The following is an 18,913-nucleotide window of genomic DNA, read 5'->3' on the forward strand; positions in this document are numbered from 1 at the left end:
GGTGTGGGGTGGCGTGTGAAGTAACGCTGACTCAACCCCGAAACCTCGGTACGTTGTGTGGGTATGAGCTCAACGTTCACGCCAGCAAAGTTTGATGATACTTGGATCTACCGCCTTACAAAGTTCCCATGGCCGGAACCGGCGCCGAGCAAAGATGAGGTGCGCCGCCACTCCTGGGGCATGCTGTACAAGAGCAATAAGGCGTTTGCGACCCCGCTAGGGGTTGAGGCCATCAACGCAAGGGCGGCCAAGTACTACAAAACATCTCTCGAGCAAAACTGGGGGGTCACTGGTGCACAGGAAGCGTATCAGGTTATTGATGCTCTGCTCGAAGGTGGCCAGCACGTGGAAAATGACCTGCTTTTACCGCTCGCATATGCAGTGAAGGACATCTCTGAGAACGAGCTCGAGGCAGAGATGGAGGAGCGAATCGAGTTTCTGAAAGACTTCTTTGTTGTCCAAGGCGTGGATCCGCGTGGTGCAGAACATAAGTTCCGTTACCTTGTACGGATGTTGCGCTCGGAGGGCTTTGCCAAAGCAGCGGCCCCGGCACTGCCCGCCACTACTCGCGCATGGGACATAATCCGTGTTCACAGCGTTGGTGGCGCGGCAACGGAGCTGGGGTGGATCTCTCCAGAAGAGTTCCTTCAGATTTCAGACAAGGCCGTGGCGGCGCTGCAGCGCTACTTCGTGTCGTGGGCTGACGTAGCCGCAAGTTTCTGGTGGGGTCGAATGATCTGGGCGAGTGATGGTGAGCCCGACGTCACCGCTGCGATGAAGGATCAATCGCAACGGCTCACCGAGCTGCTCGCACACAGTGATTCGCCTTGGGTGCGCGTGCCCTTGCACGACATCCAGGCCGAGGAGCCATTCGCATCCCTGGGCGGTTTGCACTAACTAGCTGTCGTCATTGTTCGGCGCGCTGTGGCGGTGGCCGGTTTCATGAGCTCACTAGGGGCGGTCACAAATAACGGATTGAGGCATCTATGGCGCAGGGACGGCGAGTTCAACGACATCTGCAAGGCGAAGTTACCTTCACCAATATGAGGCAAGGTCGGTAACGTTGATGCCGATGAGCGGTGCCTTGGCCGATTCTGAGGAAGATGACGGGCGTTCTCGGCAGCGCTGACGGTATCCTGAGCGTTTGTATCTGGCGACATCAAAAGTACTGCCGATCAGGCCACTGCCGAGGCAGAGGCCGAATCTGATAACTCCGAGGGAGAGAACTAAATGGGGATTCAATTTCGCAAGAAGCAGAACCTGGACAAGGACACGTGGCTGAACTACTCGGGTTCGGGAGTCTCTGGTTCTAAGCGTATCGGCCCAGTGACAATTAACAGCCGTGGCGGGTACACCGTCCGACTGGGCAAGGGCCTAACCTTCCGTGGTCGCTGGAAGAAAAAGTAGCTGTACTTGCTAGATGGAGGAAAGTGGCGGTTGTCGCCGCTAGTACCCCATTTTCTGATTCACCCAGGCAAGCATCTCTTCGTGGGTGAGCACGTAGGCAAGGCCGTGCGTCCCATCACCGAGGTCAGTGTCGACCTCCACGTAGGTGATGTCGGCGCCGGCCTTTTGCCACTTCTGCACAAGCTCGCGTGCCGACGTCACGGGTAACACATCATCCAATGCGTTATGGGTAACGAACACGGGCATACTGGGAGTCTTTGTGCCCAGAGCCTGCTCGTCCACGTGGCGTCGAACGACGGGGGAGAGCTCCGGCGAGCGCAGATTTTCCGCTATCCCCAAGTCGTTGGCCGTAAATGCCTTGGTGTCATTGCGAGGCCAACGTTCGACAGTGGCGCCAATGCATTCATCGGCGGTGAGCTTCAGGAAGTCCTGCCCCAGCGGGCTCAGCATGCGCTCGATCGGTTCTTTGGTCTCTGGGTACTCTGCAATCAAGCCGTTCATGAAGTAACCGACGAGTCCCGCCAGCGCCGAGCCGCGAATATGTAGCGCAGTGTCGGTGAGATCGGCTGGAATAGCCCCGGCGTAAACAGCGCGGATGTTCAGCTCCGAGGCGTACTCATCGGCTAGCTCGGCGGCTGCAGCGGTGGCACCTCCGCCTTGTGAGTAGCCGAAGAGCGCAATGGGAGTATCTGCAGGTAGTTGTAAAGCTTCAATAGTCGCTCGTGCCATATCGAGCGTGTTATTCCCGGCAACCTCACGGTTGAGGTACGGATGTACCCCGGGCGTGCCGAGCCCCTGGTAATCCACGATGGCAACATTCCATCCCTGTGCCAGCAGCTGAGGTGCCGGAGGCGTCGGAGGTGCTTCGTAGCGCAGCGCAACCGAACTGGCGCAGTTATCGGCCATCCCGAGAGTCCCCGGCGCAATCACCGCCAGAGGCCGTGGGGACTTCTCTGACCAGCGGGCATAGGGCTGCAGTACGGTACCAGATACCGCTGTTTGGCGGCGGTCGCGTGCACCTGTGGAGGAAAACACGACCCGCTGTGCGCGTGCGGGCGCATTGACCGGGAATGGTGTCTGCGTAATTACCTGCCCCGGAGGCAATCGCTTCACCGTAGAAGAGTCAGAATCTGGGGAGCCGAAGCCGATCGCACCTAGACCATCCAACGCTGAGCAACCACTGAGCACACCCGCGCTAGTGCCAATCAGCGAAATTCCGAGCATCATGCTCAGCGCAATTCTGCGCTTACTAGCCCCAAAGAGACAGCGTTGGCGCTGAGATCGATGGAGCGAGGCATTCATGCTCCTAATTCTAGGCAACGCACTTGTTCGAATCTGGTCTTTACCGGAGCATTGCCTCGGCTTTAACGGGGCAACTGGAAGCGGCCATCGGGAGTTTGCTCCGCAAGTCCGTCGTCAAGCAGGGAAAACAGTGCGCGGGAACGCTGATGTGCATCATCCCAGACCGCATCGAGAGCGGCCTGTTCGACGGGGGAGTCGGCGGCGCGGAGCACGTCGAGAAGCAAGCCCCGGACTTGGCGGTCGGTGCCTTCGAGCTTCTGCACACGCCGTTTAGCAGCGGCGATTTCGTGGTCTTCGGGTTCGGGGCGACCGGCGGCGATCCAGGCGCAACTGGTAGCGATGGGGCAGACCTCGCACTCGGGTGTCGTTCGGCAGACGGTAGCGCCGAGTTCCATGAGTGCGACGGAAGTCTCGGCTGCAGTCGTGGGGTCGAGTGGTAGGAACTCTTCGACGAGGGTCATGTCGGCGCGTTTGGCGATGCCGGGAAGGTACGTGCCCTGGCGGTGTCGCCGGAGTACGCGGCGCACGTTGATGTCCACCACCGGCGTGCGCGCGCCAAAAGCAAACGCCGCTACCGCCCGAGCGGTGTAGTCTCCTACCCCCGGAAGGGCTAACAGTGTGTCCACGTCACTCGGCACTTCGCCGTCGTGCTTTTCGACGATCTTTTCTGCGCATTCACGCAGCCGGAGTGCACGTCGGGGATAGCCGAGTTTTCCCCACATACGCAGGACTTCATCTTTGGGGGCGACTGCCAGATCGGCTGGGGTGGGCCATTTTTCCAGCCAGGCGCGCCACGAGGGGATGACGCGGGCGACGGGAGTCTGTTGACTCATCACTTCGCTGACGAGCACAGCCCATGGTGAAGTGCCTTTTTCACGCCAGGGAAGTGGCCGCATATTGGCGCGATACCAATCGCGTAAGGCGGCATCGACGTGTTCGTCGAAGTCGTCGGATTGGTTAATTGCAGAGGTCAATCTACATTCTCGCTTTCCCATAAACAGCGGAGTCGTTGCACAATATAACTATGAGCAATTCTGAGAGGACTCCTGAGAGTGTATGGCAATCGATGGTGCGCGGAAACCTCCGCTTCTGCGAGAGCAAGACGGCGCATCCTCGCCAGGACTTGGTTCGTCGTAAGCAGCTGACGCAGGGGCAGAAGCCGAAGGCCGTTGTGCTGGCTTGCTCGGATTCCCGTGCACCGGTGGAGATTATCTTCGATCAGGGCCTGGGCGATGTATTCGTGATTCGTACTGCCGGTGAGATCACCGACCTGTCGGTGCTGGCTTCGCTGGAATTCGCAGTTGATGGTCTGGGAGTTCCGCTGGTGATTGTTCTCGGCCACGAGTCCTGCGGCGCTGTGGCTGCGGCGAAGAATGCACTGGACGGTGGCGAACTGCCGGGTGGTTTCCAGCGTGTGCTGATTGAGAAAGTCACCCCGTCGCTGTTGGCGGCTCGCAAAGATGGCGAGACGGAAATCGACGAATTTGAGCGGCGCCACGTGCGCGAGATTGTTAATCACATTATTGATCGCTCGCCAGAGATTTCATCGCGCTTGGTGACCGGCGAGGTGGGCGTTGTCGGTATGCGGTACCGCTTGGAGGACGGACGCGCTGAGACCGTCGTTACCCATGGAGTCAGCGAGAACCCGCTAACCTAAATGTGTGACCAATAAGCTGCCTCCAGAAATCTACCGGCGTCGGCGTATCGCCGCGGCGGTGTTGCTCGTTATCATCCTCGTTCTCCTGGGCTGGGGTATTTCCGCACTGGTAAACCGGGACAGCGAGGATTCTGAACCGGTGAATGTCACCAGGGATGACGGGAAAGAGGTGACCCCTCCGGAACAGCCCAAGGAACCTTACGCGCCTAAGTCTGACAAGGACTCGACGAAGGACAAGTCTGACAAGGATGCCAAGACGGACGCTAAGGAAGGCGAAGATTCCGCGAAGGATGACGCTCAGGCGGCGCTTGCGAACAAAAAGGACTGTAGCCTTGCAGACCTGCAGGTGACAGCCACCTCGGATCAGCCGAACTACGGCGATGAGCAGCCGACTCTGGCAATTACCGTCCACAATCCCACCGGCGGTGAATGCCGCGTGAACCTCGATGAGCAGCAGTTGCGCTTCGAGGTGTACGACCTGGCAACGTACGAGCGCGTCTGGTCGGATGTGGACTGCAATGACTCCGAAGGCCACGGTGAACTGGTATTGGCACCGGGCGAGGAAGTCAACTATGCCGCCACCTGGTCGCGTCTGACCTCGGCGCCGAACAAGTGCTCCGAAGAAGACCGCGTCCCAGCGCCCTCCGGGTCGTACATCTTCTACGGCGTGATTGGTGACAACAACTCTGACGCCTACACGTTCAACATGCGCTAGCGCTTAGTTCCCAACCCAAGCTCAATGGCCTCGGCAACGGTGCCTGCTTCCAGCAGCCGCATCCCCGCCGGGCCTTTTGCGCCTCTGGGCACAATTGCCGTGTCGAAGCCCATTCGATGAGCTTCCTTAAGCCGCCACTCCAAATCGGTCACTCGGCGCACTTCGCCGGCCAACCCCAGTTCGCCGAGTGCAATGGTTTTGTCCTGGAAGGTCCGCTTAGTCATGGATGAGGCCAGTGCCAGCGCGATTGCCAGGTCCGCGGCAGGCTCCGACAGCGTCATACCGCCGACGGTGGACACGTACATCTCCATGCGGGCCAACTGCTTGAAGTTTCCATGTTCAGTCAGCACGGCCGCGACCATCGGCACGCGGCGAGGGTCGAGGCCAGAGACATTGCGTCGCGGGTTGTGCGCCTCGGTATTGATTACCAGGCCCTGCACCTCCGCCAGCAGCGGTCTGCGGCCATCCATGGCCACGGTAATTGCAGTTCCCGAGGTCGGCGTTCGGTGATGCAAAAACAGCCCCGAGGGATCCTCAACTTCCGCAATGCCGCCCGCCGTCTGCTCGAAGCAGCCCACTTCATCGGTGCTTCCGAAACGGTTTTTCAGGCCGCGCAAGAAGCGTAGCCCCGAATGCCTATCACCCTCGAAGTTGAGCACCACATCAACCAGGTGTTCCATTGTGCGCGGGCCGGCCACATTGCCGTCCTTGGTCACGTGTCCTACCAGGAAAATCGCAGTTCCGGTCTCCTTTGCCAGCGCCGCCAGCGCAGAGGTTACGGCGCGAGCCTGGGCAACGCCACCGCGAGCACCTTCGACGTCGGCACGCATCGTCTGCACAGAGTCCACAATGAGCAGACCGGGGGAGAGCTCCAGCGTCAGATCGATGACGTCCTCGATATTCGACACTGCCGACAGGTACAGCGAGTCCGACAGTGCGCCAGTGCGCTCGGCACGCAGCCGCACCTGACCGACCGATTCCTCACCGGTGACGTAAAGCGTCGGCCCCAAATCGCCGTCCGCGCAGCGGTAGGCCACTTCAAGTAGCAGCGTCGACTTACCAACCCCCGGTTCGCCTGCCAAGAGCACCAACGAACCCGGCACAATACCGGAACCGAGCACTCGATCCAGCTCGCCGATGCCCGTGCGCACCGCGTGCGCAGCCTTGGCGGAAATCCCCGTGATCGCGGTCAACTCGGAAGATGAAGTGGGGATTCGATCTGTTGCGGAGGTCTCGGCGAGGAAACGTTCCTCCGCCTCGTCGTCAAGCGCGCGCTGTGCTAGACGCTGGCTTTCAGCCGCGACGGAAGTGGAAGATGCTTTACGACGACCACCCCGCGCGCCGGGTTCCGTCGCGGCAGCGCTACGGCGACGTTGCTTGGCTGCCCGCGCGGCAATTTTGTCCTCCAGCGTGGAGGCGGACTTCCCACCGCTGGAGCGGATAGTGACCTTCTCTAGCGTGCCCCACTCTTTGCAGTTGGGACATTGGCCGACCCATTTCGACACCTGCCAGCCGCATGCTGAGCATTCGTAGGCTTCGTCTTTGGTCTTGGCCACGGTGCAACCACCTTTGCTTCAAGAGAGGGGACACGACAGACTCCACAACGTGTGTTGTGCGGTATGCGGTGAATGTCGCGAGAAAATTTACCCCAGATACGCGAGAGCGGGCCAGGGCAGTGTCAATGACTTGTGTCAAGGATGACTGTACTGCCGTGACCCGTATCAAGCGACCAATCGCCCATGCCCGCTCGATGAAGCGCCTCGCGTTATTTGCGGGACAGGACTGCGCTGTACCAGCGCCTAAAAGTGCGCTGCGCGCGAACAGCGCAGGAACACCACTGTGCTGCGATTACTTGGATTCAATCATGCCGTCAGCACCGCGGTTCGGTGCGCCAGCTTCCAGAATGTCAGCAGAGATGGTGATGTCCAGGTCGTAGGTGTTGGTCTGGCCCTGCGGGTCAGTGAACTCGAAGGTGGCCTCGCGGTTCTGGCCAGCAGCGCTGCTCTTGTCGCCAACCAGGGTGCTCGGGTCCAGCTCATTGGTGTAGTACGCGATGCAGCCGGTGTTGTCCTTGGCGGTCTTAGCCAGCGGATCGATGACGGACTTCGGGCCGGCAACAATCTGGCACTCACGCGGCAGGGAGTCCTCGCCCTTTGCAGCCTTAGCGAAGGAAGGTGTCTCAGCGACCTTCTTCAGCTCAACCTCGCCGATACCTTCAACGGTGACGGACTTCAGCTTGTAGACCGACTCGGTAGCGCGCTGCTGGTTGCTGGCGGAGAACTTCAGACCAGCGGTACCAGCCTCCGGGTCAACCAGGATATGAGCGTCGCGGATGTTGACGAAGCCAAGAGCCGAGTTGGTGTTCTCAGCACCCTTGCCGGCAGCATCTTCGCCGCCGTTCATCGCACCGTCTACAGCCGGGTGCTGATTTGCGGTCTGCGAAATCTGACCGGCGCCACAAGCAGCAAGTGCAACTGCGGATGCTGCGGAGACGGTGATGAGGGCGCTGCGGCGAAGTACGGACTTGAAGGCCATGACTAGATTTCCTCCAGTAGCTTGAGGATGGGCGATAGGATTTTCAGTATTTAAAGAACACCTTAGTGTCTTCCTAAGATGTTCTCATACTACCCGTAAAATCATGGGGGGACATGATAGGGTGGAAGGCCGTTGGAAAGGGCGTGTGCATTACATGGAATTCAGCATTGGGGATACCGTAGTTTATCCGCACCACGGAGCTGCGAAAATCGAAAACATCATTGAACGAGAGCTTAACGGTGAGACCGTTCAGTACCTCGTACTGCAGATTCTGCAGAGTGATCTGAATATCCAGGTGCCCGCCAAGAATGCCGAGCTGGTCGGTGTCCGCGATGTTGTCGGTGAAGAGGGGCTGCTGAAGGTCTTCTCCGTTCTGCGTGAGACCGACGTAGAAGAGGCCGGCAACTGGTCCCGTCGCTACAAGGCCAACCAGGAGCGCCTGGGTTCGGGCGACATTAACAAGGTCGCTGAGGTAGTTCGTGACCTGTGGCGCCGCGATCAGGATCGCGGTCTGTCCGCCGGCGAAAAGCGTATGTTGAGCAAGGCTCGCCAGGTTCTCGTCGGTGAGCTCGCGCTTGCCGACGGCGTTGATGAGGCCAAGGTCGAGGAAGTTTTTGCCCGCGTCGATGCCACTATCGAGCGTCACCGCGCGCTGGCACAGGAAGGTACCGCCGGTGAGAAGAAGGACGAGGCCGACGATAAGCCGGTGGACCTGGACGCAGACGCATAAGTCGTTTCCCTTCCTCGGTTCCTTCCAGTAGGGATTTTCTGCACTTTTCCGGTTAACGGCTAGCGCACATACATTGCCCGTGTGCGCTAGCCGTTTTCTCTTTTTCACCCGTATCTATTTCCCCGCTATGCTCGGGGCTGTGACTTTTCAAATCTTCGATACCGCAACCCGCCAACTGAAGGATTTTGAGCCTCTCCGCGAGGGGCATGCCTCCATTTACCTGTGCGGTGCGACCCCGCAGGCTCAGCCGCACATTGGCCATGTTCGCTCCGGCGTGGCCTTTGATATCTTGCGCCGTTGGCTGATCGCCAAGGGGTATGACGTCGCCTTTGTGCGCAACGTCACCGATATCGATGACAAGATTTTGAACAAGGCCGCCGAGCACGGCCGTCCTTGGTGGGAGTGGGTCTCTCGCTTTGAGCGCGAATTTACCTGGGCTTACAACCAGCTCGGTGTTCTCCCGCCGAGCGTTGAGCCGCGCGCTACCGGGCATGTCACTCAGATGGTGGAGTATATGCAGCGTCTGATGGATAACGGCTTCGCCTACGCTGTCGATGGCAGCGTCTATTTCGACGTGGATGCCTGGTCCAAGGCTGAAGGCAGCGACTACGGCAGCCTGTCCGGCAACCGCGTCGACGAGATGGAGCAGGGCGAGACCAATACTCCGGGCAAGCGCGGTGCGCACGATTTCGCACTGTGGAAGGCTGCCAAGCCGGGCGAGCCCTCGTGGCCGACGCCGTGGGGCAATGGCCGGCCGGGCTGGCACCTGGAGTGCTCCGCCATGGCCACCTACTACTTGGGCTCGGAGTTCGACATCCACTGTGGCGGCCTCGACCTGCAGTTCCCGCATCATGAAAACGAGATTGCGCAGTCGCACGCAGCCGGCGACGGCTTTGCTCGCTACTGGATGCACAACCACTGGGTCACAATGGCCGGCGAAAAAATGTCGAAGTCGCTCGGTAACGTGTTGTCCGTGCCGCATATCCTGACCATGGTTCGTCCGGTTGAGCTGCGTTACTACCTCGGTAGTGCGCACTACCGCTCCGTGCTGGAGTACTCCGAGGAGGCTCTGCAGGAAGCGGCAGCGGGCTACCGTCGTATCGAGGCGTTTATGCACCGTGCCGTCGATAAGCTCGGCGATATAGAAATCGGTGAGTGGACGCCGGCGTTCGAAGCAGCGCTCGACGACGACCTCGCCGTCCCACGCGCGCTCGCGGAAATCCACAACGCTGTTCGCGGAGGTAATCAGGCGCTTGCCGACGGCGACGAGACCAAGGCCAAGGAGATTGCCGGTGCTGTCCGCGCTATGGCCGCAGTCCTTGGGTTCGATCCGCTGAATGAGCAGTGGGCAACCTCCGATTCCGGTTCCGATGCGGCAATGCATGCGCTCGGTGTGCTGGTTGAGCACCAGTTGGAGGAACGCACCCGGGCTCGTGCAGAGAAGGACTGGGCTACGGCTGATGCTGTGCGCGACCGTCTGAAGGAAGCGGGTATCGAGGTAACTGATACCGCGGATGGTCCAGCATGGTCTGTCGCTGACTAGGGCTGAAAAGCTGGCTTTAGGCTAAAGAAAACTATTAACAACAGGAAGCAGGTAGCTATGGCAGGCAACGGTCGTCGTGGTGCAGTGCGCAAGGCAAGCAAGAAGAACGTTGGCGGCTCCGGTGGCCAAAAGCGTGGCTTGCGTGGCAAGGGGCCGACCCCGAAAGCAGAGGACCGCGTTTATCACGCAGCTCATAAGCGGGCGAAAGAGAAGCGCCGCCGTGACTCGGGGCGTCATGAGCGCAAGGGGGATGGCACCGAGCTGGTAGTTGGCCGTAACCCGGTCGTGGAGTGCCTGCATGCAAAGGTGCCAGCGGCCGCGCTGATTGTGGCGCTGGGTACCGACAATGACGAGCGCCTGCAGGAGTCAGTGCGTATTGCTAACTCCCGTGGTATCCCGATTCGCGAGGTACCCCGCCACGAGTTGGACACCATGACCGGCAACACCATGCACCAGGGTATCGGCCTGCAGATTCCGCCGTACAAGTACGCATCTGTCGAAGATCTGATTGATTCTGTGGCCCAGACCGGTGAGCCGGGCCTTATCGTCTGCCTGGATAACATCACTGATCCGCGTAACCTGGGTGCGGTCATTCGCTCGGTGGCGGCCTTTGGTGGTCACGGTGTGGTGATTCCGGAGCGTCGCTCGGCTGCCATTACGGGCGTCGCCTGGCGTACCTCTGCTGGTACTGCTGCGCGTCTGCCGGTTGCGCGGGCGACCAACATGGTGCGCTCGCTCAAGCAGTTCCAGAAGGCTGGTTACCAGGTCGTTGGACTGGATGCCGGTGGCGATCACACTCTGGACACTTACGACGGCACCACCCCGGTGGTTATGGTCGTCGGCTCTGAGGGCAAGGGACTTTCGCGCCTGGTGCGCGATACCTGTGACACCATCATGTCCATTCCGATGACCGGTTGGGTTGAGTCGCTCAACGCTTCCGTTGCTGCCGGCGTGACTCTGAGTGAGTTTGCCCGCCAGCGCCGGGCTAAGAGCAGTCAGTAGCGCATTTGATACCCCCGTAGGCGCCATTATCAATTCGTTATAGTAATGGCGTTTACGTGGGGTATTTTGCGTTCTAAATGGCGGCCGGTACTTATGGCTACCCCCAGTAGTTCAGCGCTTTAAAGATAATTCTATTTCCGGCGTGCGCTGCAGAAATGACGGCGTTATTATCACTTCCAACAGAAAATTATCCGTAGTTTCCTGAAGGGGAGGGCGGGCATATCATGCTCCTAGAAATGGGGGCGTAATTGGCCGTAGTTTAGGGAAGCGCACGGACCTAGCGGTGGCTTGTACAGCTAGCTTTGGGTCACTGAGATGTCAGACCACGACATCCTCAGCGTTAGTTTTTCTGTCTGCCGGGGCAACCCATTTCGGCAGTCTCGCAGTCTTAAAAAGAGCTGGGGGTATTGGAGTCTGCTTTTAGAGAATCCAGCAAAAATACGGGCAGCCCCTCGGTGGCGAGAGGGAAGGTGCGCACCTTCTCCGCAATCGTCACTCGAGGGGCTGCCCGATGTTTTTGTTGTTTTAAAAGCCACTCCGAAAAGCGTATGTGTCTATTTGCTCCACTTGGCAGCCTGGACGTCGTCACGCGTTGCCTTGCGCGATTGCACCGTTCCGATGGCGTAGCAGATCAGGTAGATGACAAATGCGATTGTCGTCACTAGAACGCTGACCGGGATGCCCGGTGCGAGTGAGAGAACAATGCCGCCGACGGCCGCGACCTCGGCGAAGATGGTCGACAGGATGATGGCCTTTACAGGAGAGGCGGTGACGAATGCGGCCGCAGCACCAGGGGTGATGATGAGGGCGATGACGAGCAGAGAGCCGACAATCTGTACGCCCTGGGCGGCGACGAGACCGGTGAGAATCGCGAAGTAGATCGATAGCGCCTTCACATTGACACCACTAGCGGCGGCCATGATGGGGTCGGCGGAGGCGAATAGCAGCGGCCGCCATTTCCAGGCAACGCCGCCGACGACGATGACCGCGACGATGGCCATCGTCCATAGAGAAGTGTCAGTCAGACCAATGATCTGGCCGGTGAGAAGTGAAAACGCGGTACTTGTCCGGCCAGGGTAGAGGTGGATAAACAGCACCGATAAGCCCATGCCGAAGCTCAAAACCACGCCCACAACCGCATCTTGGCGCCCTCGAAGCGACAGTGCTGCCAGGACTATTGCGATGAGCACCGAGCCGATAATGGCGCCGCTGCTGACACTGACACCCAGTAATAGAGCCGCGGATGCGCCCATGAGTGCCAGCTCACTGGTGCCGTGGACAGTGAAGCTCATCTGCCGCATGACGATTAGTGGCGAGATGATGCCGGAAATCAGCCCAAGCAGTGCCGCTGCAATGAGGGCATTGTGGACGAAGCCGACCTGGAGTAGAGCGGCGGTGTCGGAGAAATACTGAGCCAGTAGGGTCATTAGGCGATAACCAACTTTCCCTCGACACGGGCAACCACAATTTTGGTTTGGTAGAGCTCCGAGAGCGTCTCTGAGGTGATGATTTCCTCGACCGATCCGACCGCATGTCCATGCGGCGTGAGGTAGAGCACTCGGTCACAGACACCCAGGATGGGATTGATGTCGTGGGTGACAAAGACGACTGCCGTGTCATTTTCCCGGCGATGCCGGTCCAGGTGCTCGACCGTGGTCCGTTGTGCCGCAGGGTCGAGGGAGAGCAGAGGCTCGTCGCAAAGCAAAAAATCCGGTGCCGAAACGAGCGCCTGCGCCTGACGCACAAGCTGTTGCTGACCGCCAGAGAGCGTGCCGACACGACGGTCCGCAATACCCGTTGCGCCGACAAACTCCAGCATCTCGTCGGTGGCGGAGCGGTTCTTGCCAGCTGCCAGCTCGACGAGGTCGCGAACCCGAATGGGCAGCGAGGGCTCGAACATCCGCTGCTGCGGAATGTATCCCAGATTCCCGTCGACTTTTACTGAACCGTGAGTCAGCCGCCGCATGCCAAGGGCGGTGGTCAGCAGCGTGGATTTGCCGACGCCGTTCGGACCCAGGATGGCCAAGAACTCGCCGGGCTCGATATCCAAATTCAGACCGGACCACAGCGGTTCGACGGCTGCGTCAGTAAAAGTCAGTGAGGGCAAAGTTATGCGGACTCCATATCGGAAAGGGTTTGCTTGTAGAGGTCAAAGAACGACTGGTCAGTGCTCGGCGACTCAAAAACATCGACGATTTTAACGCCCTTTGCCTTGGCTGCCTCGACGAGTCGCTGCGAGACCTGGTCGTGGGTCTGTGGCGAGTCGATGAGGTAGTCCAGCTCGCCGGACTCGATCAGCTTGAGCATTTCATTGACATCGCTTGCCGACGGCTCGGACTCATTCAGCGTGGACTGGCGGTAGCCCTTCGGGGTGATGTCCTCGACCTTCGTGTCCTTCAGGATGTCATCGGCCAGCGGGTGAACCTGAGCAACCTTAGCGGCCTTGAGCTTGCTCTTGGCCTCTTCGATGTCCTTGATTTCCTTATCGACAGCCTTGGTGTCGGCCTTGGCGCCCATCTTGGTCAGAGCTTCGGCGAGCTGCTCTGCAGTTTCTTCAACCGCATCGGTGTTGTACCAGACGTGCTCGTTGGCCTCGCCATCGTGGTGGTGGTGCTCGTGGCCGTCGTGGTCGCCATGGTCGTGGTCATGGCCCTCGTGATCGTGGTCGTGATCGTGGTTGTGGCCCTCTTCCTGCGGCAGCGCAGAGATGATGACCTTATCCTTTGCGTCACGCAGAGAGGAGGTCAGCCATGCGTCGTAATGCCCGCCACCTGCGACGAGAATATCGGCGTCCTCTACCTTTGCCATGTCGGCTGCGGCCGGTTCGTAGGAGTGAGGATCGATGTCGTTGGACGCGATAATCGGGTCGATGGCGACCTTCTCGTCGTCGGTGACTGCGTCGGCGACGTCCGCCCAGACCTTGGTGGAGGTGACCACCTTGATGGTGTCTTCGGACTTGCCCGCGGACGTGGTGCTGTCATCATTGCTGGAGCATGCGCCGAGACCTGCGACGAGGCCGGCGCTGGCGACTAGCGCCGCGATGCGCGTGGAAAAGCGTGCCTTCATTTTTGTATCCAATCCTGTTGCGAGCTGAATTATTTCCTCTATTCAGCTTCTGAGCATTAACCGCTATTGAAAACAGTTGTCTTTTAGTTCAAAGAATATAGTAGGGGCTGCGGAGACCCAGTCACAAGGCGGATCGCTGCCGGAGTGGCAGAAATGACAGTCGCGCACATTCGTTGGGTAAAGTTGTCCGCGATTAGATGCGTGTAATGCTCGTTGCAGTTCTTTTCCATAAAACTGAGGTTTTCTACCTGAGATAGCTGAGCGAAGATAGCTGAGCGGGCAGTCACTGTTGGTTTTTCAAGAAGGGTCGGTATTCCGTGCAAAGTCGGCGTCGTCGTGGCACCTTGGCTTCCATCGCAGCAGAACTTGGGGTCTCGCGCACGACTGTGTCCAATGCTTACAACCGCCCTGACCAGCTCTCAGAGAAGTTGCGCGAGCACATCCTGGAAACTGCGGAGCGGCTTGGCTATCCGGGGCCGGACCCAATGGCTCGGGGTCTGCGCATGCGCCGGGTTGGCGCCATCGGCGTGCTGTTCACCGAGCACCTCCCATTCGCTTTTGAAGACCCTGCGTCGGTGGATTTTCTCGCCGGCCTTGCAGAAGAGCTCGGCGAAATGGGCGACTCCATGTTGGTCATTCCAGCTTCCTCCGAGGAGGGCGGGGACGTAGATCTCAATCTGATTCGGCAGGCGGTGGTCGACGGCTTCGTGGTCTACTCCGTCGCGGACAACGATCCGTTCCTCGCTGCGGTGCGCGCTCGCGGCTTGCCGACGGTCGTGTGCGACCAGCCTGCAGATGCGGCGGCTCTACCGTTTGTGGGCATCGACGACCGTGAGGCCATCAAGCCCGCGGTGCGGCACCTGACTGAGCTGGGGCATCGCAAGGTGGGAATCCTTTCGGTGCGTTTGTCGCGTACCCCGAACTCGGGATATGTCACGGAGAAGCGGCTGGCAGAAGCTCATCACCAGGTGCAGAAGAATCGTGTCGAAGGTGCGCTGGAAGCGCTTGCTGAGGGCGGTATTCAGCAGGCAGATGTGCCTATCATCGAGCGTCACCTCAATGACCGCGAGAACAACCGCGATGCGGCTCGCCAGCTGCTGACCGATAACCCGGATCTCACGGCAGTGGTCTGCACTACCGATACTCAGGCAATTGCGGTCTTGGAATATGCCGAGGAGAACGGAATTCGTGTTCCGGAGGATCTGTCCATCACCGGCTTTGATGGAATTGAGCGCGCCCTCTTCCACAAGCTGACCACTGTGATTCAGCCGAATAGGCAGAAGGGCATTGCCGTCGGCCGCGCGCTGGCCGAGGAGCTTGAGGTCGCACACGAGGACGGCGGTCGCGCTCCTCGCGTCTTGTTGGAGACTGAGTTTGTCGTTGGAGCGACAACTGCAGCGCCGTCGGCACTGTCAGCCGGGTAGCGGGCCGACGAGGTAACAACATCGTGGCGCTATCGGAGGTTCCTGGGGTGGTAAACCCCACCTCGTCTTTACTGTGTTCGGATTCAGATTAAGGTCTATTACATGACAGATTCAACAAATTCGAGCACCGACCGATCAGCCGCGGCTTTCAATAATCTGGAAGCCACCGGCCACGACCATGTCGAACTTGGCGGCCCCGTCGAATTAGATGAAATGTCTATCCGTGGCGCGATGAGTGAGTTCACCACTGGCGTGACCATTATCGCCACCGAGGACGAAGGTGAGCCGTACGGTTTTGCCTGCCAGTCTTTTTCCTCTCTCAGCCTCACTCCACCGATGGTTCTGTTTACTGTCATGAAGACCTCGCGGTCGTGGCCGCACATACGGAACGCTGGACGTTTCTCCGTCAATGTGTTGGCTGAGGATCAGGAGGATATCTCGGCAGCCTTCGGTCGCAGTAATGGCGAAAAGTTCAAGACGGGGAAGTGGACCCGCTCTGAGCTGGGAAATCCGTTATTGCACGGCTGCTCCGTGTGGATCGATTGCACGGTAGTTGATGTTTACGAAGGCGGCGATCACTGGATCGTGACGGCGGATATTGTGGCCATCGGCAAGCGTGAAGAAATCAATCCGCTCATTTACCACCGCGGTTCTTACGCACGGGTTTCTCACCCCGGCATCGATGCGCCTGTTGATCAAAAGTGGCGTCAGCGCCCCTCGGTGTAACCCGAGGTTGTCGCAGTCCAGCCACGGCGATCCTCGCCTGGCTTGGTGTCTTTCATCTCTCGCATGCGCAGACCGTTGTTGTCCTGCTTGTAGGCGAATTCGCCCGCAACAATCTTGTGGAAGCGCTCCGAATAGGTCTGCGCCTGGTCTGAGCAGTCCAAACTGCGAGTCTGCTCCGGGGTGCCGAATTCGACCGCCTCGCCCTTCCACTGCAGCGAACCAGAGCCGTTGCCACAGGAATCAGCAAAAGTATATGTTGTCTGCCCCAGCGTAATAGTTGGCGCCTGAGTTCCGTCCGGCACACCGTGGGGCAGGTTTGGGTCATCAAAAATCGCGGTTATCTGCCATTGCTTGCCGACGATCTCCGCTGCCGGCTTTGCCTGGCATGCGGTAGCCGTCATGGACACCGCCGCAACGACAGCTACTGTGGCAACCGCCTTTTTCCCGCTCCGCCCCATGCTGCGTGACCCCGTTAGTTAGCTGCCTTCTTGGTGCTCTTCTTAGCAGCCTTCTTCGCCGTCTTCTTGGCAGCCTTCTTCGCCGTCTTACGAGTGGTCTTCTTTGCTGCCTTCTTGGCCGACTTCTTTGCAGTCTTCTTTGCGGTCTTCTTAGTGGACTTGCGTGTGCGCTTTGCGGTCTTCGGAGCGTTTTCCTTCTCGTACTCCTCGTGAACCTTCTTGAAGCTCAGGCCTTCCTTCTCCACTCCGAGCATGCACATCAGAGTGACGGCATCGTAGAAGTCCTCGGCGAAGGTAGCCACAATTCGCCGTGCGCCAGCAGCGGTCTTTTCTTCGACCTTGTGAAGAGCCTCGTTCTGAGCAGTGCGAGTGTCTGTGACCTTCGGTGGCACGAATCCTCCTGGCAAGCATGGCCTTAATTGCGCCCAATACACCTACTTCTGCCAGCCATCTAGCCATATGCTCCCGTCACTGAGCTCAACCGAGTTCAGCGGAGAAGGAATGGGATTGTGATGACGCAGTTTCGGCTTTAAGCGCTACTTACAATTCAAAAACCTAATTCTACCACGTTGTTGATAGGTCGCGCGGTGTGGACAACCTGGTTCCGGAAGCGACCAGTTCACGCAGCGACTAGTCCAGGCGCGGGTTCATACCGCCCTTGAAGCGGTAGTTGCGTGGACGGCGAGGCTTGTTCCGCGGATTCACAGGACGGATGCGACGCATACCGGCTCGGATTGGACGGGTCAGGCCACTGTCTTCGCGCAGTGCGCGAGGGCGACGGAGCCTACGCGCCATCCATTCACCGAGGACAATGCCCGCAGCTAGTGCCGTCGCAATGCCCAGCGCTGAGGCCAGCGCCGTAAACCCCTTGGTCGGGTGGTCGTGCAGCAGTGCGTGCATACCGCGGTAGATTGTCATACCCGGAAGCAGTGGGGTTACGCCTGCCACTGCCGTAATTAGCGGCGGGATGGACCAACGTCGTGCCAGCAGGCCACCGATGAGACCAATCAGTGTTGCTGCCGCGCCTGCGCTGGTCACCGGATGAACTCCCAGCGGAGTCAACACGTAGTAGTAGGTCATTGACCCCAGCAGGGCGACCGTTCCGGACACTGCCAACGCGGTGAACCCAGCATTCGAGGCCAACGCAAATGCGATTGAGGCGGTAGTTCCCGCTATCACCCGCACTGTCGCCTGGGCCAGGTTGAGGTCGGAGCCCGCGATGACGTCGGGAAGCGGAATGCCCAGCATTCCAGAAAACTCGATGCCCATCGCGATGCCAGCGACGATGCCGCCGGTCAACAGCATGGTGTCGAAGAAGCGCGCTGAGCCAGTCACTGGCGCGCCGGTGATGCCGTCTTGCAGTGCTTGCACGAGGGTTAGGCCGGCGAGCATCACGATGATTCCCGAGGCAATTAGCCTGGATGGCTGCATTTCAAAGGGAAGGTATGCCTGTGCCGCATTGAGTACAGCAGCGGAGAGTGTGGCGATGAGACCGCCGACTGCGTTTTGGAAGAATGTGGGCAACTCGCGGGCGGCAAGCTCGCCAATCACAATGACAATGGCCAGTGTGACGGCAGCCGCGATGAGAGCGACCTCGAAACTCGAGCCGAGCAGCACTGTCACAGATGAAGCCAGCAATGCCCAGCCAGTGTAGATGACGCGGAGGCGGTATTTTGCGGGCTCACGCTCGACCTTGTCGATAGCCTCAATAGCCTCCTCCAGGCTCAGATGGCCCGCGCGAATTCGGCGGATGACACGGTCCGTGTGGCGCAAGCGCTCGAAGTCGGGCACTGGTGCGGTGACTACGCGCATAGCCGTAATTGGTGTGCGGCGGGCACCGATGAGGTGGTAGACCGTCACCGAGGTCAACGTGATGTCAACCTGGATCTGGGTGAGGCCATAGGCTGAGGTCACGGTCTTAATCTGCAGCTCGGTGTCGCGGTTGCCCGAGCCACATGCCAGCAGCAGTCCTCCGATGCGAGCAGCGAGATCGAGTACGGCCGTAACCTGGCTGGGGTCGGAATAATCAATCGGTGCCAGCGGCAGTGGGGTAGTGGTCGAGTGCACTAGGTCGACAGTTGCCGTTGGGCCGGAAACGAAATCAATCACGCGCTGCTTGAAGGTGGACTGATTGTCGATTGCAGGAAACTGGGTCTGCGGAGTGTCGTCGTAAGAGACAGTGGGGTCAGCGGGGTAAGCGACAGCGGCTTCGGCATCGTAGGCATCATCCTTCGCAGCGGAGTTTTCTTCGGCGTTGGATTTGTTGCCACCATCGAATGGCATGTCGACACTTCCTTTCCCCGATACTGCCTGGGGTGCGTTGCAGCGCTATTGCAAAGACGAGTTCT

The 18,913-nt window shown here is 59.2% G+C and carries 19 protein-coding genes; 9 read left to right on the plus strand and 10 right to left on the minus strand.

Annotated elements, in window-relative coordinates:
• Window positions 1-63 precede the first annotated feature (63 nt).
• Together HMPREF2562_RS08165 and HMPREF2562_RS10970 are read left to right on the plus strand one after the other, a co-directional pair.
• Window positions 64-897 (plus strand): DUF1266 domain-containing protein, encoded by an 834-nt coding sequence (locus tag HMPREF2562_RS08165; RefSeq protein WP_049189574.1) that lies wholly within the window; start codon window positions 64-66, stop codon window positions 895-897.
• A 333-nt stretch (window positions 898-1,230) separates the two neighbouring features.
• Window positions 1,231-1,407, plus strand: coding sequence for a hypothetical protein (locus HMPREF2562_RS10970; protein WP_005510144.1), 177 nt, complete (start codon window positions 1,231-1,233; stop codon window positions 1,405-1,407).
• Between the two features lie 39 nt (window positions 1,408-1,446).
• Here HMPREF2562_RS10970 and HMPREF2562_RS08170 read toward each other — a convergent pair whose 3' ends face one another.
• Window positions 1,447-2,634, minus strand: a complete 1,188-nt coding sequence (locus HMPREF2562_RS08170; RefSeq protein ID WP_070549856.1) for a lipase family protein — start codon at window positions 2,632-2,634, stop codon at window positions 1,447-1,449.
• 137 nt (window positions 2,635-2,771) lie between these two features.
• Complete coding sequence (locus HMPREF2562_RS08175) at window positions 2,772-3,704, minus strand: HhH-GPD family protein (protein WP_070549857.1); 933 nt, start codon at window positions 3,702-3,704, stop codon at window positions 2,772-2,774.
• A gap of 29 nt (window positions 3,705-3,733) precedes the next feature.
• Between HMPREF2562_RS08175 and HMPREF2562_RS08180 the strand changes: the two genes are divergently transcribed.
• Together HMPREF2562_RS08180 and HMPREF2562_RS08185 are read left to right on the plus strand one after the other, a co-directional pair.
• Window positions 3,734-4,366, plus strand: a complete 633-nt coding sequence (locus tag HMPREF2562_RS08180) for a carbonic anhydrase (RefSeq protein ID WP_042388218.1) — start codon at window positions 3,734-3,736, stop codon at window positions 4,364-4,366.
• A 4-nt stretch (window positions 4,367-4,370) separates the two neighbouring features.
• Entirely contained in the window at window positions 4,371-5,081 is a 711-nt protein-coding gene (locus HMPREF2562_RS08185) for a hypothetical protein (protein WP_016421452.1), read from the plus strand.
• Here HMPREF2562_RS08185 and radA read toward each other — a convergent pair.
• Window positions 5,078-6,637 (minus strand): DNA repair protein RadA, encoded by a 1,560-nt coding sequence (radA, locus tag HMPREF2562_RS08190; protein WP_016421451.1) that lies wholly within the window; start codon window positions 6,635-6,637, stop codon window positions 5,078-5,080. The genes HMPREF2562_RS08185 and radA overlap by 4 nt on opposite strands.
• Before the next feature lie 292 nt (window positions 6,638-6,929).
• Window positions 6,930-7,616, minus strand: a complete 687-nt coding sequence (locus HMPREF2562_RS08195) for a hypothetical protein (protein ID WP_016421450.1) — start codon at window positions 7,614-7,616, stop codon at window positions 6,930-6,932.
• Window positions 7,617-7,770: 154 nt separating this feature from the next.
• Here HMPREF2562_RS08195 and HMPREF2562_RS08200 point away from each other — a divergent pair, with 154 nt between their 5' ends.
• The 3 genes from HMPREF2562_RS08200 (at window position 7,771) to rlmB (ending at window position 10,891) form a co-directional block, all read left to right on the plus strand.
• Window positions 7,771-8,346 (plus strand): CarD family transcriptional regulator, encoded by a 576-nt coding sequence (locus HMPREF2562_RS08200; protein WP_016421449.1) that lies wholly within the window; start codon window positions 7,771-7,773, stop codon window positions 8,344-8,346.
• 139 nt (window positions 8,347-8,485) lie between these two features.
• A complete protein-coding gene (cysS, locus tag HMPREF2562_RS08205) occupies window positions 8,486-9,889 on the plus strand; it encodes a cysteine--tRNA ligase (RefSeq protein WP_042388940.1) in 1,404 nt (467 codons plus the stop codon).
• 57 nt (window positions 9,890-9,946) lie between these two features.
• A complete protein-coding gene (gene rlmB / locus HMPREF2562_RS08210; protein ID WP_016421447.1) occupies window positions 9,947-10,891 on the plus strand; it encodes a 23S rRNA (guanosine(2251)-2'-O)-methyltransferase RlmB in 945 nt (314 codons plus the stop codon).
• Window positions 10,892-11,445: 554 nt separating this feature from the next.
• Here rlmB and HMPREF2562_RS08215 read toward each other — a convergent pair.
• The 3 genes from HMPREF2562_RS08215 to HMPREF2562_RS08225 are packed head-to-tail and all read right to left on the minus strand — an operon-like array spanning window position 11,446 to window position 13,957.
• On the minus strand, window positions 11,446-12,318 hold the full coding sequence (locus HMPREF2562_RS08215; protein ID WP_049189572.1) for a metal ABC transporter permease: 873 nt from the start codon (window positions 12,316-12,318) through the stop codon (window positions 11,446-11,448).
• Window positions 12,318-12,998 carry a metal ABC transporter ATP-binding protein gene (locus HMPREF2562_RS08220; RefSeq protein WP_049189571.1) on the minus strand — a complete coding sequence of 227 codons (681 nt, stop codon included), beginning with the start codon at window positions 12,996-12,998 and terminating at the stop codon, window positions 12,318-12,320. The genes HMPREF2562_RS08215 and HMPREF2562_RS08220 overlap by 1 nt, the downstream gene beginning before the upstream one ends.
• 2 nt (window positions 12,999-13,000) lie before the next feature.
• A complete protein-coding gene (locus HMPREF2562_RS08225) occupies window positions 13,001-13,957 on the minus strand; it encodes a metal ABC transporter solute-binding protein, Zn/Mn family (protein WP_070549858.1) in 957 nt (318 codons plus the stop codon).
• Window positions 13,958-14,274: 317 nt separating this feature from the next.
• On the opposite strand from HMPREF2562_RS08225, the gene HMPREF2562_RS08230 reads away from it, so the two are divergent.
• Entirely contained in the window at window positions 14,275-15,381 is a 1,107-nt protein-coding gene (locus HMPREF2562_RS08230) for a LacI family DNA-binding transcriptional regulator (protein WP_070549859.1), read from the plus strand.
• Window positions 15,382-15,483: 102 nt separating this feature from the next.
• Window positions 15,484-16,107 carry a flavin reductase family protein gene (locus HMPREF2562_RS08235; protein ID WP_070549860.1) on the plus strand — a complete coding sequence of 208 codons (624 nt, stop codon included), beginning with the start codon at window positions 15,484-15,486 and terminating at the stop codon, window positions 16,105-16,107.
• Here the strand turns inward: HMPREF2562_RS08235 and HMPREF2562_RS08240 are convergent.
• From HMPREF2562_RS08240 to HMPREF2562_RS08250, 3 genes are all read right to left on the minus strand, one after another.
• Window positions 16,089-16,565 (minus strand): META domain-containing protein, encoded by a 477-nt coding sequence (locus HMPREF2562_RS08240; protein ID WP_070549861.1) that lies wholly within the window; start codon window positions 16,563-16,565, stop codon window positions 16,089-16,091. The two genes, HMPREF2562_RS08235 and HMPREF2562_RS08240, sit on opposite strands and share 19 nt — an antisense overlap.
• 14 nt (window positions 16,566-16,579) lie before the next feature.
• Window positions 16,580-16,957 carry a hypothetical protein gene (locus HMPREF2562_RS08245; protein WP_070549862.1) on the minus strand — a complete coding sequence of 126 codons (378 nt, stop codon included), beginning with the start codon at window positions 16,955-16,957 and terminating at the stop codon, window positions 16,580-16,582.
• Window positions 16,958-17,195: 238 nt separating this feature from the next.
• Window positions 17,196-18,848, minus strand: coding sequence for a threonine/serine exporter ThrE (locus HMPREF2562_RS08250; RefSeq protein ID WP_070549863.1), 1,653 nt, complete (start codon window positions 18,846-18,848; stop codon window positions 17,196-17,198).
• Between the last annotated feature and the right edge of the window lie 65 nt (window positions 18,849-18,913).

Source organism: Corynebacterium sp. HMSC077G07, from assembly GCF_001809225.1.
GTDB lineage: Bacteria > Actinomycetota > Actinomycetes > Mycobacteriales > Mycobacteriaceae > Corynebacterium > Corynebacterium jeikeium_D.

What these genes read in the sequence shown, in the direction of transcription:
- HMPREF2562_RS08165 (WP_049189574.1), top strand. Translation starts at nt 64, where the DNA reads ATGAGCTCAACGTTCACGCCAGCAAAGTTTGATGATACTTGGATCTAC.
- HMPREF2562_RS08240 (WP_070549861.1), bottom strand. Translation starts at nt 16,565, where the DNA reads ATGGGGCGGAGCGGGAAAAAGGCGGTTGCCACAGTAGCTGTCGTTGCG.
- rlmB (WP_016421447.1), top strand. Translation starts at nt 9,947, where the DNA reads ATGGCAGGCAACGGTCGTCGTGGTGCAGTGCGCAAGGCAAGCAAGAAG.
- HMPREF2562_RS08250 (WP_070549863.1), bottom strand. Translation starts at nt 18,848, where the DNA reads ATGCCATTCGATGGTGGCAACAAATCCAACGCCGAAGAAAACTCCGCT.
- HMPREF2562_RS08200 (WP_016421449.1), top strand. Translation starts at nt 7,771, where the DNA reads ATGGAATTCAGCATTGGGGATACCGTAGTTTATCCGCACCACGGAGCT.
- HMPREF2562_RS08180 (WP_042388218.1), top strand. Translation starts at nt 3,734, where the DNA reads ATGAGCAATTCTGAGAGGACTCCTGAGAGTGTATGGCAATCGATGGTG.
- HMPREF2562_RS08170 (WP_070549856.1), bottom strand. Translation starts at nt 2,634, where the DNA reads ATGATGCTCGGAATTTCGCTGATTGGCACTAGCGCGGGTGTGCTCAGT.
- HMPREF2562_RS10970 (WP_005510144.1), top strand. Translation starts at nt 1,231, where the DNA reads ATGGGGATTCAATTTCGCAAGAAGCAGAACCTGGACAAGGACACGTGG.
- HMPREF2562_RS08235 (WP_070549860.1), top strand. Translation starts at nt 15,484, where the DNA reads ATGACAGATTCAACAAATTCGAGCACCGACCGATCAGCCGCGGCTTTC.
- HMPREF2562_RS08175 (WP_070549857.1), bottom strand. Translation starts at nt 3,704, where the DNA reads ATGGGAAAGCGAGAATGTAGATTGACCTCTGCAATTAACCAATCCGAC.
- HMPREF2562_RS08215 (WP_049189572.1), bottom strand. Translation starts at nt 12,318, where the DNA reads ATGACCCTACTGGCTCAGTATTTCTCCGACACCGCCGCTCTACTCCAG.
- HMPREF2562_RS08195 (WP_016421450.1), bottom strand. Translation starts at nt 7,616, where the DNA reads ATGGCCTTCAAGTCCGTACTTCGCCGCAGCGCCCTCATCACCGTCTCC.
- HMPREF2562_RS08225 (WP_070549858.1), bottom strand. Translation starts at nt 13,957, where the DNA reads ATGAAGGCACGCTTTTCCACGCGCATCGCGGCGCTAGTCGCCAGCGCC.